Genomic DNA, 13,211 nt, shown 5'->3' on the forward strand with positions numbered 1-13,211 from the left:
GGGGTGCCGCGTCAGGGGGCGGCCGGGCAGTGAGGGGGCGGCATTGGCTGCCGGTTTCCGGAGGCCGGCGCGGTTCGGGGCGGTGTCAGGGTCCGTCCGCGTCCGGACGGCGCGCGACGAAGACGAACTCCCGGCCCTCGCGGTCCGGGGCACCACGCACCTCCCGCACCGCGTACCCCTGTCCGGTCAGGTCGGCCGCCACCTCGTCCCGCTCGCGGAAACGCAGCGTCGAGTCGGAGGTCAGCACCGCGCCGTCCGCACCGAAGACGTAGGTCCACCGGAAGGTGACCAGGGGTCCGCTCACGTCGAGGAGCCGGCACCAGCTCTCGACGGTGCCCGTGCCGGGGACCTCCGCCACCCGGTGGGTGTGCTCGCGGGTCCACCGCTCCCAGGCGCGCCGGGCCGGGTCCCGCGTCTCGAACACCAGGTGCCCTCCGGGGCGCAGGGCCTCGTACGCGCCGCGCAGCGTCCCCAGCCACGCGTCCCGGCCGGTGATCTCCTGGGCGACGTTCGCCGTCATGGTCGCCAGGTCGACGCGCAGCGCGGGGAGCGAGGTGGCGTCGCCCCGGATCCAGCGCACCCGGCCGGCGCCCGCCTTGGACCGGGCCACGTCGATACTGGCCCCGGCGGGGTCGACGCCGACGACGTCCCGGCCGCGGCCGGCCAGCAGCAGGGCGAACACGCCTGTTCCGCAGCCGATGTCCAGCACGCTCCGGGCGCCGAACTCGTCGGCCATGCGGAGGTACGGACCCAGGTCGCCGCGGTCGGTGTCGAGCACGTCGTAGAGCGCGGCGAGCCGCGGATGCCGGAAGCACTCGTCAGCCATACGGCCGACGATAGTGCCGGGCCCGCCGGGGAACAGGGGTAGGCATGCGCGCACTCGTCGTCAACTGCACCCTCAAGCCCTCTCCCCAGCCGTCGAACACCGAGGCGCTGGCCGCCACGGTCATCGCGGCGCTCAAAGGCCACGGGGCGGAGGTGGACGTCGTACGGGCCGTCGACCTGAACCTCAAACCGGGGGTCGAGACCGACATGGGCGACGGGGACGACTGGCCGGGCGTGCACGAGAAGCTGCTGGCCGCGCAGATCCTCGTCATCGCGTCGCCGACCTGGCTCGGCCGTCCCTCGTCCGTCGCCCAGCGGGTCCTCGAACGCATGGACGCCATGCTCGGCGAGACCGACGACGAGGACCGCCCCGTCGCCTACAACCGTGTCGCCGGTGTCCTGGTCACCGGGAACGAGGACGGCGCCCACCACGTCATCAGCGAGATCAGCGGCGGGCTCGCGGACATCGGCTACACCATTCCCGGCCAGGCCTGGACCTACTGGCACCTCGGCCCCGGTCCCGGTCCGGACTTCCTCGACGACGAGCGCGGCCACGACTGGTCGGTGTCCACGGGCCGGGCCATGGCGTCCAACCTCGTGCACGCCGCGCGCGCCCTCGGTGCGATGCCCCTGCCGGCTCCGCCGTCCTGATCGCGGCGCCGCCCGGCATGTCTGCCGGGGCGGATACGGGGCATTCGTGCACGAGCAACGACGTACGAAACGCATTGAGGAGCTGAGGTCCGCCATGACGCACGACCTGACCCCGAAGTACACGGTCCCCGGGATCGAGCGCGAGGCCGCCGGACGGCTGATCGGTGTGCTGCGGCTGCGCCTGCACGCCCTCAACGACCTGCACCTGACCCTCAAGCACGTGCACTGGAACGTGGTGGGTCCGCACTTCATCGCCGTGCACGAGATGATCGACCCCCAGGTCGACCAGGTGCGCGACATGGCCGACGACGTCGCGGAGCGCATCGCCGCGCTCGGCGGGGTGGCCCAGGGCACGCCCGGGGCGCTGGTGAGCGAGCGGAAGTGGGACGACTACTCCATCGGCCGGGCCGACGCCATCGCCCACCTCGGCGCGCTCGACGTCGTGTACACGGGCGTGGTCGAGGACATGCGCGCGGCGGTCGAGGAGGCCGGCAAGATCGACACGGCGACGGAGGACCTGCTGATCGGCCAGCTCAGGGACCTGGAGCAGTTCCAGTGGTTCGTGCGCGCCCATCTCGAGAGCGCGGGCGGCACCCTTGCGACGGGCAGTGCGACGTCCGAGACGGAGGCGGCGGCACGCGGGGCGGACGTCTCGTAACCGGGTCGGGTCCGCCGGGCTGTGTGCGGGGCCCGTGTCCCGGCCGCGTGGCCGGGACACGGGCCCCTGGGCCGTTCAGCGCCGGCCGAGGCGGCGTTCGCCGCGGCTGCCCTGCTCGTAGGGCAGGTGGTAGTGGGTGAAGACCGCGCCCTCGTCCTCGGCGGCGAGCTCACCGTCCGGGTCGATCCCGGGGGCGTCCTTGACCAGGGACTTGTCGTAGGTCACCTTCAGGTACTGCGGCCCCACGGTGGCCTTGTCCACCGGCACGAAGACGAGCCGCCGGCGGGTCGGCAGGCCGATCGTGACCGTGGCGAACGCGGGCCGGTCGGTGAGGGTGTCGAAGTAGATGGACTCCAGGGTCCCGATCTTGCGGCCGTCGTAGTCCACGACGTCGAGGCCGCGCCAGTCACGAATGTTTTCGGCTTCAAACATGCCCAGTCTTCCCTTCCGACCTTCCGGGGACGCGCTCACTGTCGTGTTCCCCGCTTCGCCCGGCTGTCGCCTGTTTGTCCCCTCACCGGCGTACGGAGTCCGGTCCGGGATAGGCTGCCTGGCCGGACGGAGCGCCCGGGTGGCGGACGGGTACCCGGTGCAGTTCCCGGAGGGGGATCGAGTGTGGATGGCGCAGGCGGCCCGGCCCGCGTGCGGACCGGTGCGGTGCTGGACGTGGGCTCGCTGTCCGGCCGTCCCGGCATCCGGGCCCGTGGTGAGATCGGCGTGAGCACCCGGCTGTCCTGGGAGAACGCCCTGACCGAGCTGTCCCGGCGGCACAGCGAGGTGTCCTACGTGGAGCTGTCCGGCGTGCGCTTCGTCGACGTGGCCGGGGTGACGGCGCTGGCCGTCACGGCCATCAACCTGCCCGGGGGCCGCATGGTGGTGGAACGGCCGCCGCCGCAGCTGCCGCGGCTGCTCGACCTCTTCTGGCCGTCCCTGCGCCGGATCGAGGTGACGCCACGATGAGCATGACGACCACCGACGGGACATTCACCCATCCGGCCCTGTTCTACCGCTCGCAGGACGAGTATGCCGACCGGACGGTGGCGTTCGTACGGGAGGGGCTGGCCGCGGGCGAGCCGGTGGCGGTGGCCGTGCCCGGCCCCAACCTGGAGCTGGTCAGGACCGGGCTGGGCGGCGACGCCCGGGACGTCACCTTCCTGGACATGACCGACGCCGGGCGCAACCCGGGCCGGATCATCCCCGGTGTGCTGCGGGCGTTCGCCGACGCCCACGCGCGGGTGCGGGTGCGGATCGTGGGCGAGCCGGTCTGGTCCGGGCGCAGCGCCGCGGAGTACCCGGCGTGCGCGCAGCACGAGGCGTTGATCAACGCGGCCTTCGCGGGCCGTCCCGCGACCGTCCTGTGCCCGTACGACGAGACCCGGCTGGCCCCGGACGTCCTGGCCGACGCCCTGGTCACCCATCCGACGGTCATCGCCCGGGGGCGTGAGCGGGTCAGCGAGGCGTACGACTGGCAGGCGGTGGTCGCCCGCTACAACGAGGCGCTGACCCGTCCGCCGGACGCCGGTGTCCTCGCCTTCGGGGCCGGGGAGCTGCCCGAGGCACGCCGCTTCGCGGTCGGCCGGGCCGCCTCGCTGGGGCTGGCCGGGCAGCGGCTTCAGGACGCGGAACTGGCGGTGGCCGAGCTGACCACCAACAGCGTGGTCCACGGCGGCGGTGGCGGGACGCTGGCGGTCTGGGCCGAGGCGGGGCAGGTGGTGTGCGAGGTCCGCGACACGGGGCGGCTGACGGATCCGCTCGCCGGCCGCCGGCCCCCGGAGCGCGGGCAGATCGGTGGCCGCGGGCTGCTGCTCGTCCACTACGTGGCCGATCTCGTGCGGGTGCACACGGCCGACGACGGCACCGCCGTCCGCTTCTACCTCGACGTCTGACCCCGACCTCTGACCTCGGCGTCCGGGGCACCGCGCGTCCCTGATCCCCGCGCCCTTCGCGGGTCCTTCGCCGCCCGGCCGGCGTGGTGCGAGGTGTGCGGGGCCTGACACGGGGTAGGCGACCGGTCGTCGGCCGACAAGGTGACAACGACGACCGATCCACCGGGAGGGCACATCATGACGACGACGACCGCAGAGGCCACCGAACTCACCACGACGGGCATGCCGGAGATCGCGGACCCGTCGAAGGTGGCGCCCAGGGACGCGCGGGAGTTGTCGAAGCTGTTCTTCGAGCAGCTGACGGTGCTGGAGGAGGGCACTCCCGAGCACCAGTACGCGCGCAACACGCTGATCGAGATGAACATGTCCCTGGTCCGCTTCGCGGCCGGCCGGTTCCGCAGCCGTGGTCCGGAGGAGATGGAGGACATCGTCCAGGTCGGCATGATCGGCCTGATCAAGGCCATCGACCGGTTCGAGCTGACCCGCGAGGTCGAGTTCACCTCCTTCGCCGTGCCCTACATCGTCGGCGAGATCAAGCGGTTCTTCCGGGACACCTCCTGGGCCGTGCACGTGCCCCGGCGTCTGCAGGAGGCCCGCGTCCAGCTGGCCCGGGCCACCGAGGAGCTGCGCAGCCGGCTCGGCCGCAACCCCACCACCGGGGAGCTGTCCGAGCTGATGAGCCTGCCGGAGGACGAGGTCGTCGAGGCCCGCCTGGCGGCCAACGGCTACAACTCCGCGTCCCTGGACGCCACCATCAGCGGCAGCGAGGACGGCGAGTCGGCACTGGCCGACTTCATCGGCACCGACGACGCAGCCCTGGCCCTGGTCGACGACTTCCACGCCCTTGCACCGATGATCGCCGAACTCGACGAACGCGACCGGCAGATCATCCACTGGCGGTTCGTCGAGGAACTGACCCAGAAGGACATCGGCGAACGCCTCGGCGTCTCCCAGATGCACGTCTCCCGGCTGATCTCGCGACTGCTGACCCGCCTGCGGGAAGGCATGCTCACCACCTCCTGAGCCCGGTCCGGCTCGGGCGGCGGTCCGGTTCAGGCGGCGGTCGTCTTCTTCTTGCGACGGCCGCCGCTGCCGCGACCGCTGCCACTGCCACTGGGGCTGCCGCTGAGCGCGTCGGCGAGTTGCCTGCGGCTCATCCTCGACCGGCCGGCGATGTCCTGTTCGGTGGCCCGCCGGTAGAGCTCGGCCTTGCTCAGGTCCCGCAGTTCGCCCCGCTCCGACGGCTTCGGCCGGGTTTCGCGGGACGGGCGGGAAGGAGCGGCGGCCTTCTTCCGCGAGGCGGAGGACGAGGACCGTTTGCCACCCGCGCCCTTCGCCTGCTCCAGGCTGCCGCGCAGGACCTCCATCAGGTCGACGACATTGGTGGCCGCAGGCGCCTCCTGCGCGACGGCGACCTCCTCGCCCTCGGCCTTGGCCCGGACCAGTTCGCGGACCTTCTCCTGGAAGGTGTCGTGGTAGCGGGCGGGCTCCCAGTCGCCGCTGAGGGCGTCGACGAGGCGCAGTGCCATGTCCAGCTCCTTGCCGCGTCCCACCCGGTCCGACGGCAGTTCCGGCAGTTCCTCGACGGGGTCGCGGACCTCGTCGGCCCAGTGCAGCGTCTGGAGCAGCAGGACCCTGTCCTCGGCGCGCAGGGCGGTCAGGTACTGCCGGTTGCGCATCACGAAGGTGGCGACGCCCACCTTGCCGGCCTCGGCGAGGGCGGTGCGCAGCAGTTCGTAGACCTTGAGGTACTCCTTGCCGCGCGGGGCGAGGTAGTAGGTGCGGCCGAAGTAGACCGACTCGATCCGGTCCAGGTCCACGAAGTCGGTGATGTCGAGGGTGCGGGAGCGTCCCGGCGCGATCTCGTCGAGTTCCTCGGGTTCCACGACGACGTACTCGCCCTCGCTCACCTCGTAGCCCTTGACGATGTCGTCGGGGCCGACCTCCTTGCCGGTGCGCTCGTTGACCCGCCGGTTGCGGATCCGGTCCGAAGTGCCGCGCTGCAACTGGTGGAAGTGGACCGTGTGGTCCTCGGTCGCCGTGTACAGGCCGACGGGCACCGAGACCAGCCCGAAGGTGATCACGCCCGTCCAGATCGCCCGTGCCATGGCGTCCGCTCCCTGTGTCGTGCCCGCGCCCCCGGTCGGGCCGGCGCCGCCCGGTCCTGACACGCTGCCATCGGGCTGACGTCCCCGCGCGCCGGACGGAGCACACGGGTGGCCGGCCGGGCGACGGCGCGCGGATCGGCCGCGGCCGTTGTTCCCTGTGAGGTGCGGGACGGCAACCGCGCCCAGCGCCCCGGCCGTCTCCCCCGTCGGACCGTCGCACGACGCCGAAGCAGAGCCGCACCAGCGGCCGAACCGAGGGACGCCCCATGAGCTTTCGTCTGAAGCCGATCACCCGCGAGGAGCATCTGCGCTTCGTCACGGCCCGGCCCTCCGTCAGTCACCTTCAGGTCCCCTCCTGGGGCGACGTGAAGCCGGACTGGCGGGCGGAGAGCCTGGGCTGGTTCGACGAGGGAGGCGAACTGGTGGGCGCCGGGCTGGTGCTGCTGCGCCCCCTGCCGAGGACGAGGCGCTACCTGGCCTATCTCCCCGAGGGCCCGGTCGTCGACTGGGCGGCCGACGGTCTGGAGCGGTGGCTGGAGCCGATGCTCGCGCACCTGAGGGAGCGCGGCGCGTTCTCGGTGCGGATGGGACCGCCGGTGGTGGCCCGGCGCTGGAGCGCCGACGCCGTGAAGGCGGCGATCGCCGACCCCGGGGCCCGGCGGCTGGGCGACGTGGAGCCGACGGTGCGCGAGCCCGGTGCGGAGGACGTCGCCGAACGGCTGCGCCGGATGGGCTGGCGGCGCACCGAGTCGGGCGGCGAGGACGGCTTCGCCGCGGGCCAGCCCCGGTACGTGTGTCAGGTGCCGCTCGCCGGCCGCTCGCCGGAGGACCTGCAGAGCGGGTTCAACCAGCAGTGGCGCCGGAACGTCAAGAAGGCCGAGAAGGCCGGCGTCAAGGTGGTGCGGGGCGATCAGGGGGACCTGCCCGCCTTCTACGAGCTGTACGTGGAGACGGCGGAACGGGACCGGTTCGTGCCGCGCCCCCTCGCCTACTTCCAGCGCATGTGGACCGCGCTGACGGCCGAGGACCCCGACCGCATGCGCCTGTACCTCGCCCATCACGACGGTGAGGTGCTGGCGGCGGCCACGATGCTGACGGTGGGCGAACACGTCTGGTACTCGTACGGGGCGTCCACCGGCCGCCGGCGCGAGGTGCAGCCCAACAACGCCCTCCAGTGGCGGATGATGTGCGACGCCCGTGAACTGGGGGCGGCCGTCTACGACTTCCGCGGCATCACTGACACCCTGGAGGAGAACAACCATCTGCTGGGGCTGCTCCGGTTCAAGGTCGGTGCGGGCGGACAGGCCGTCGAGTACCTCGGTGAGTGGGACTATCCGCTGAACAGGGTGCTGCACAAGGCCGTGGCCCTGTACCTGGCGCGCCGCTGAGGGGCGTGCCGCGAGGGGGTGGGAGATGTCGCGGCTGCTGGTCGTGCAGAACCATCGGGGCGGCGGGCCGGGCCGGTTCGGCGACTGGCTGCGCGCGGACGGGGTGTCGACCGACGTGGTGCACGCCTACGCCGGTGCGCCGCTCCCCCGGCGTCCCGGGCACGACGGCGTACTGGTCCTCGGGGGCGGCTACCTGCCCGACGACGACGTGCGCGCGCCCTGGCTCGCCCCCACCCGGGCGCTGGTGGCCCGGGCGGTGGAGCGGGGTGTGCCGGTCTTCGGCATCTGTCTGGGCGGGCAGCTCCTCGCCAGGGTCGCGGGCGGCACGGTGCGGGGTGAACACGGCGAGCCGGAGATGGGCAGCACGCCCTTGACGCTGCGGCCGGAGGCCGGGGACGACCCGCTCTTCAGGGGGCTGCCGGAACGGGTGACGGCAGTCGAGCACCATGTGGACGCCGTCACCGCGCTGCCGCCCGGAGCCACCTGGCTCATGGCGAGCGAGCGGTGCCCCTACCAGGCCTTCCGGGTCGGCGAGCGTGCGTGGGGCGTTCAGTTCCACCCCGAGGCGGGAGCCGACCGGGTCAGGTCGTGGGACGCCGGCCGGCTTCGCGCCCGGGGACTGGATCCGGTGGAGCTCTCCCGCCGGGCGGAACTCGACGAGCCCGCGGCCGAGGCGGTCTGGCGCGAGGTGGCCAGACGTTTCGCCGCGGTCGTCACCGGGTCGTGAGACCGGCCCGTGAGACCGGCCCGTGAGACGGCCCTGCCGGTGGGGATCAGCCCTTGAAGGCGCCTCGGTCGGTGAAGGCCAGCTCGGCGAAGCGTTCCCCGATGAGGCGGTGGGTGGCGGCGTCCGGGTGGACGCCGTCGGGCAGGGGCAGGTCGGCCGCGTCGGCCTCTCCGTAGAGTGCGCGGCCGTCGAGGTAGTACAGGTTCTCGTCGTCGTCGGCCCGCTCCGTGACGATCCGGGACAGCTCGTCCCGGATGACGTTCAGGGTGAGCTTCCCGCTCGCGCGTTCCGCCGGGTCGCCCGTGGCGACGAAGCGCACGCGTCCCCCCGCGAAGTCGGGTGCGAGGGGGCCCGGGGTGTCCTCGTGCACGGGGCACAGGACGGGCGAGACGACCAGCAGCGGGGCGTCGGGGTGGCCCTCCCGGACGGTGTCGAGGAAGCCGTGCACGGCGGGGCCGAAGGCACGCAGCCGCATGAGGTCGGCGTTGACGACGTTGATGCCGATCTTGACGCTGATCAGGTCGGCGGGGGTGTCGCGCATCGCCCGTGCCGTGAACGGGTCGAGCAGGGCGCCGCCGCCCAGACCCAGGTTGACCAGTTCGACGCCGCCGAGGGAGGCGGCGAGGGCGGGCCAGGTGGTGGTGGGGCTCGCGGCGTCGGAGCCGTGGCTGATGGAGCTGCCGTGATGCAGCCAGACCCGCAGGCCGGAGTCCGGGGCGGGCTCGACGGGGGCGTTGGTGCGCAGGGCGACGAGTTCGGTCGTCTCGTTGTGCGGCAGCCAGATCTCGACGTCCTTGCTGCCGGGGGGCAGGTCCGCGAAGCGGAGGGTGCCGGGCGGTCCGGGCTCGAGGTCCGCCGTGCCGGTGGCCATGTCGATGCTCAGGGTGTTGCCGCCCGCCACACTGGCCCGGCCCGCCGGGCGGCCGTCGACGAGCAGGTCGTACACGCCGTCCGGGCGCGGCGGGGCGCCGGCGTAGACCCGCTTGGTGGGCACCGTGTCCAGTTCGAGGGCGGTGGCGCGGGTGCGCAGGGCGAGGCGTACGCCGGAGGGCTGGGACTCGGCCATGGCGAGCTGGCCGTCGGTGTTCTGCGCGCGGGCCCGGGCGGGCAGCCGGTGGGGCAGCAGACCGCGCTCGGTGCGCTCCAGGTCGAGGGCGCCCCGCAGGAGGTCCGGGGTGATCGGCGTGGTGATCCAGTCGTCCGTGGTGTTCATGTCGCCTCCGGCGGTGGTGCGTGTTGCTGGGTCGCGCGTTCCTTCTTTGATTATGCACAAACCTAAAAGGGTTAGGCAAACTGCTGGTCACCACAGGAAACTGCGCTGTGGCTCGACATGAGCTCGGTGTGGGCTTGGCATGCGCCTGGCGTGGCAGGAATGACAGGTTCCAACGGGAAACCGCCACAGGCGCCGCTCGCCGTTCCGCGGGGAGGTACGTTCCGGCCATGCACACCGTCGCCGTTGTCGCGCTGGACCGGGTGATCCCGTTCGACCTGTCCACCCCGCTCGAGGTCTTCACCCGGACCCGGCTCCCCGACGGCAGACCCGGCTACCAGGTCCGAGTGTGCGCCGAGCACCCCGAGACCGACGCCGGCGCCTTCACGCTCCGCGCGCCCTGGGGCCTGGACGGACTGCGGGACGCGGACACGATCGTCGTGCCGGGTACGGCCGCCGTGGCCGACCCGCTCTCCCCGGCCGTCGGCGAGGCGCTGCGCGAGGCCGCGGAGCGCGGCACACGGATCGCGTCCATCTGCTCCGGCACCTTCCCGCTGGCCGCCACCGGGCTGCTCGACGGTCTGCGGGCCACCACCCACTGGACCGCCGCCGACGCCCTGGCCGCCGCCCATCCGGGCATCGACGTCGACCCGGACGTCCTGTACGTCGACAACGGCCGGATCCTCACCTCGGCCGGCGCCGCCGCGGGCCTCGACCTGTGCCTGCACATGATCCGGCGCGACTACGGCTCGGCGGTCGCCGCGCACGCCGCCCGGCTGTCGGTGATGCCCCTGGAACGCGAGGGCGGCCAGGCCCAGTTCATCGTCCATGACTACACCCCCGTGCCCCGCGGCTCCGCCCTCGAGCCCCTGCTGACCTGGCTGCGGGAGAACCTGGCCCGCGACCTCGCCCTCGCCGACATCGCCGCCCACGCCGGGGTGAGCACGCGGACGCTGATCCGCCGCTTCCGGGAGCAGACCGGCAGCACCCCGCTGCAATGGCTGCACCGCGCCCGCATCCGGCAGGCACAGCACCTCCTCGAGACGACCGAGCACTCCGTGGAACGCATCGCCTCCCAGGTCGGCTTCGGCTCCCCGACGTCCTTCCGCGACCGCTTCAAACGCACCACGGGGGTCAGCCCGCACGCCTACCGGCGCGCCTTCGGCCGACGGCCGCCGGGCCGCACCACGCCCGGCCGCGGGCCCCGGCCGGGTCGCGGCACGGCCGCGGTGACCGTAGACAGGAGGCCGGGGCGGTCGTAGCGGTCGAGTCGGAGGCGGAGGGCCATGCAGCGCAAGGGCGGGCGTCGTGGAGATACGGGCGCACGGGACACGGAAGCGGTCGAGCGGGTCCTGGACGAGCTGTACGGCACGCCTCCGTCCGCGTTCGTCGCCCGCCGCGAGGAACGCGCGGCGGCGGCCAGGACCGACGGCCGCAAGGAGGACGCCCGCCGCATCCACGCCGCCCGCCGGCCCACCCTGGCGGCCTGGGCGGCGAACCTGCTGGCGCACTCCCGGCCGGAGGAGACCCGGCGGTTCCTGGAGCTGGGGCGGGCACTGCGCGAAGCACACCGCACCCTGGACGCCGCCGGGCTCAAGGAGTTGTCGGCGCAGCGCCGGCGCATCGTGGCCGCCCTCTCCCGGCAGGCCGCACAGCTCGCCGGCGAGGCCGGACAGCGGCTGTCCCAGGCGGCGCAGCGGGAGGTCGAGTCGACCCTGGGCGCGGTCCTCGCGGACCCGGACGCGGCCGTCCAGTGGGCCGGAGGCCGCCTGGAGGTCTCCCTGACCCCGCCGTCGGCCTTCCCCTCGGCCACCGCCCCGACGGCACCCGGCCGGACGGCACCGGAGCCGGCACCGCGCCCGAAGGCCTCCCGCACCTCGCCCGGGCCCGGGGCGAAGGACGAACTCGCCGAGCGGCGACGCGAACGGCGGGAGGAACTGGCCGGGGCCGAGCGGGAGGCCGAGCGTGCCGGGCGCCGGCTGCGGGAGGCACGGGCCGAGCAGGCGGACGCGCGGGAGTCGCTCAACACGGCCGACGACGAACTCGCCCGCGTCCGGGAGACGGTGACCGCCGCCGAGGAGCGGCTGCGGGCGGCACACGAGGACCGCGACCGGGCCGAACGCGGCCGGCGGGAGGCGAAGGAGCGGGACCGTGCGGCCGCGCACGCGCTGACCGCGGCCGAGCGCGAGGCGCGGGCCAGTGCGCGCCGGGTGGACCGTTTGGGCGGCCGGGCCGGGTCATACGACTCGTTCGATTGAGTACCCGTACTCATGAGGTGCTTCCCCCCACCGGGGGACGCTGGCCGCACGAGCCACCCACAAGGAGTCAACCGTGCGTATCACCAACCGAGTTCACCGTCCGTCGATCGCGCGTGCCGTCGGCGCCGCGCGATCGGTCGGCGCCCTGGCCCTGGCCGGTGCCGCCGCCGCGGCGGTTCTGACCGGCTGTTCCATGGAGGAGGCCGTCTGCGGCGGGGGCGAGTACCCGGTCCTGAGCGTCGGGGGCACCGGCTCGGCATGTACGCCCAACGGCGAGGAGCCGCCCGAGGGTTACACCCGCTACCCCGAGGGCAAGGTCCCGGAGCATGTGGGCGACGAGTGGGACACCTACTGGCAGACGCACACCGTCGACGAGAACGGGAAGGTCGTGCGGGTGCCCGAGGGCGGGTGACCACCGGTCTCCACGGTCCGAACACCTGCTCTGGGTTGCGGCGGCACATACCACGACGGCGACCATACGTGGTATACCGACTCGGCAGTGAACAGGGCACCAACCGGGGCTGTGCGTCAGCCTTCACGGCCGTGAACCAAGGAGAGTCAACACCATGTCCGAGAGCACGATGCAGTCCGCCACGGAACTGGCCTCGCAGTACAGCGTCCAGGTGACCGACGACCTGGAGCGCAACATCAAGGAGCAGGAACGTGTCAGCACGGAGATCGCGGCTCTCCAGCAGCAACTGGCCGCGCTCCAGCACGACCACGCCCTGCTGGTGAACATGCAGCAGGCACTCGGTATCACGTCGCCGCCGCAGGCTTCGGCGCCGGAGCCCGCGGCCGAGGCGGCCACCGTGCCGGCACCGCGTGACGGCACCGCCCCGAAGCCGGCCCCGGGCAGGCGGACGCGGAGCAAGAAGGCCGGTACCGCGCCCAAGCGCGCCGCCGCCGCGAAGCCGGGTGCCAAGCCGGCCTCGAAGCCGGCCACGAAGAAGGCCACCAGGTCGACCACCACGGCCGCGGCCAGGACGGCCACCGAAGCACCCGCGAAGACGACCACCGAGGCACCCGCGAAGACGACCACCAAGCCGGCCGGCAAGTCGGCGGCCAAGCCCGCCGGGAAGTCCGCGGCGAAGAAGGCACCGGCCCGGGCCACCGCGCAGCCCACGCTGGTGGAGCTGGTGCGCGAGCACCTCGCCGGACAGCGGGAACCGCGTTCCGCCGCCGAGGTCGCCACGGCGCTGGGCGAGGCCCACGCCGGACGCACCGTCAAGACGACGGTCGTGCGCACCACGCTCGAGGGACTCGTCGCCAGGAACCAGGCCCAGCGCACCAAGCAGGGCACCTCGGTCTACTACACCGCCACCGACGCGTCCGCCCCGGCGTCGCCGTCCGCGTCCGCGCAGAAGCAGTCCGCGCAGAAGCAGGACCCCGCCTCGGAGGCCCCGTCCGCGCGGAACGGCGGCTGAGCGACCCCGGCACACTCCGGCACACCCCGGCTGCACGCGACGCGCGGCCGGGTGGGAACGGGGTGAGTATCGGTGG

At 73.3% G+C, this 13,211-nt stretch carries 15 protein-coding genes; 11 read left to right on the top strand and 4 right to left on the bottom strand.

Annotated features, from left to right (window positions below; all coding sequences use genetic code 11):
* Positions 1-85: 85 nt before the first annotated feature.
* Positions 86-826 carry a class I SAM-dependent methyltransferase gene (locus OHA99_RS01270; RefSeq protein ID WP_405693554.1) on the bottom strand — a complete coding sequence of 247 codons (741 nt, stop codon included), beginning with the start codon at positions 824-826 and terminating at the stop codon, positions 86-88.
* 44 nt (positions 827-870) lie between these two features.
* Here OHA99_RS01270 and OHA99_RS01275 point away from each other — a divergent pair, with 44 nt between their 5' ends.
* Together OHA99_RS01275 and OHA99_RS01280 are read left to right on the top strand one after the other, a co-directional pair.
* Positions 871-1,476 carry a flavodoxin family protein gene (locus tag OHA99_RS01275; RefSeq protein WP_007389545.1) on the top strand — a complete coding sequence of 202 codons (606 nt, stop codon included), beginning with the start codon at positions 871-873 and terminating at the stop codon, positions 1,474-1,476.
* Positions 1,477-1,570: 94 nt separating this feature from the next.
* Positions 1,571-2,134, top strand: coding sequence for a Dps family protein (locus OHA99_RS01280; protein WP_007389544.1), 564 nt, complete (start codon positions 1,571-1,573; stop codon positions 2,132-2,134).
* A 75-nt stretch (positions 2,135-2,209) separates the two neighbouring features.
* On the opposite strand, the gene OHA99_RS01285 is transcribed toward OHA99_RS01280, so the two are convergent.
* On the bottom strand, positions 2,210-2,566 hold the full coding sequence (locus OHA99_RS01285; RefSeq protein WP_164141569.1) for a PRC-barrel domain-containing protein: 357 nt from the start codon (positions 2,564-2,566) through the stop codon (positions 2,210-2,212).
* A gap of 183 nt (positions 2,567-2,749) precedes the next feature.
* Here OHA99_RS01285 and OHA99_RS01290 point away from each other — a divergent pair, with 183 nt between their 5' ends.
* The 3 genes from OHA99_RS01290 to OHA99_RS01300 all read left to right on the top strand — a co-directional run bounded on the left by OHA99_RS01290 (position 2,750) and on the right by OHA99_RS01300 (position 5,043).
* Complete coding sequence (locus OHA99_RS01290; protein ID WP_381502634.1) at positions 2,750-3,094, top strand: hypothetical protein; 345 nt, start codon at positions 2,750-2,752, stop codon at positions 3,092-3,094.
* Positions 3,091-4,020, top strand: coding sequence for an anti-sigma factor RsbA family regulatory protein (locus OHA99_RS01295; RefSeq protein ID WP_153176309.1), 930 nt, complete (start codon positions 3,091-3,093; stop codon positions 4,018-4,020). The genes OHA99_RS01290 and OHA99_RS01295 overlap by 4 nt, the downstream gene beginning before the upstream one ends.
* A gap of 177 nt (positions 4,021-4,197) precedes the next feature.
* Entirely contained in the window at positions 4,198-5,043 is an 846-nt protein-coding gene (locus OHA99_RS01300; RefSeq protein ID WP_366471613.1) for an RNA polymerase sigma factor SigF, read from the top strand.
* A 29-nt stretch (positions 5,044-5,072) separates the two neighbouring features.
* Here OHA99_RS01300 and OHA99_RS01305 read toward each other — a convergent pair whose 3' ends face one another.
* On the bottom strand, positions 5,073-6,128 hold the full coding sequence (locus OHA99_RS01305; protein WP_366471612.1) for a Ku protein: 1,056 nt from the start codon (positions 6,126-6,128) through the stop codon (positions 5,073-5,075).
* A gap of 266 nt (positions 6,129-6,394) precedes the next feature.
* Between OHA99_RS01305 and OHA99_RS01310 the strand changes: the two genes are divergently transcribed.
* Positions 6,395-7,516: a lipid II:glycine glycyltransferase FemX gene (locus OHA99_RS01310; protein WP_381502629.1), complete on the top strand. Its 1,122-nt coding sequence runs from the start codon at positions 6,395-6,397 to the stop codon at positions 7,514-7,516.
* Positions 7,517-7,541: 25 nt separating this feature from the next.
* Complete coding sequence (locus OHA99_RS01315; protein ID WP_153176313.1) at positions 7,542-8,243, top strand: type 1 glutamine amidotransferase; 702 nt, start codon at positions 7,542-7,544, stop codon at positions 8,241-8,243.
* Between the two features lie 46 nt (positions 8,244-8,289).
* Here the strand turns inward: OHA99_RS01315 and OHA99_RS01320 are convergent, their stop codons facing one another.
* The gene (locus tag OHA99_RS01320) at positions 8,290-9,456 is read right to left on the bottom strand and encodes a GDSL-type esterase/lipase family protein (RefSeq protein WP_381502627.1); all 1,167 of its coding nucleotides are present in this window, start codon (positions 9,454-9,456) and stop codon (positions 8,290-8,292) included.
* Between the two features lie 227 nt (positions 9,457-9,683).
* Here OHA99_RS01320 and OHA99_RS01325 point away from each other — a divergent pair, with 227 nt between their 5' ends.
* The 4 genes from OHA99_RS01325 to OHA99_RS01340 all read left to right on the top strand — a co-directional run bounded on the left by OHA99_RS01325 (position 9,684) and on the right by OHA99_RS01340 (position 13,135).
* Positions 9,684-10,715, top strand: a complete 1,032-nt coding sequence (locus tag OHA99_RS01325) for a GlxA family transcriptional regulator (RefSeq protein WP_228125998.1) — start codon at positions 9,684-9,686, stop codon at positions 10,713-10,715.
* 24 nt (positions 10,716-10,739) lie between these two features.
* Positions 10,740-11,711 (top strand): hypothetical protein, encoded by a 972-nt coding sequence (locus tag OHA99_RS01330; protein WP_381502624.1) that lies wholly within the window; start codon positions 10,740-10,742, stop codon positions 11,709-11,711.
* A 73-nt stretch (positions 11,712-11,784) separates the two neighbouring features.
* Entirely contained in the window at positions 11,785-12,123 is a 339-nt protein-coding gene (locus OHA99_RS01335) for an SCO0607 family lipoprotein (RefSeq protein WP_381506582.1), read from the top strand.
* Between the two features lie 154 nt (positions 12,124-12,277).
* The gene (locus tag OHA99_RS01340) at positions 12,278-13,135 is read left to right on the top strand and encodes a hypothetical protein (protein ID WP_405693558.1); all 858 of its coding nucleotides are present in this window, start codon (positions 12,278-12,280) and stop codon (positions 13,133-13,135) included.
* The last annotated feature ends 76 nt before the right edge of the window (positions 13,136-13,211 follow it).

Source organism: Streptomyces coelicoflavus (genome assembly GCF_045041415.1).
Taxonomy (GTDB): domain Bacteria; phylum Actinomycetota; class Actinomycetes; order Streptomycetales; family Streptomycetaceae; genus Streptomyces; species Streptomyces coelicoflavus.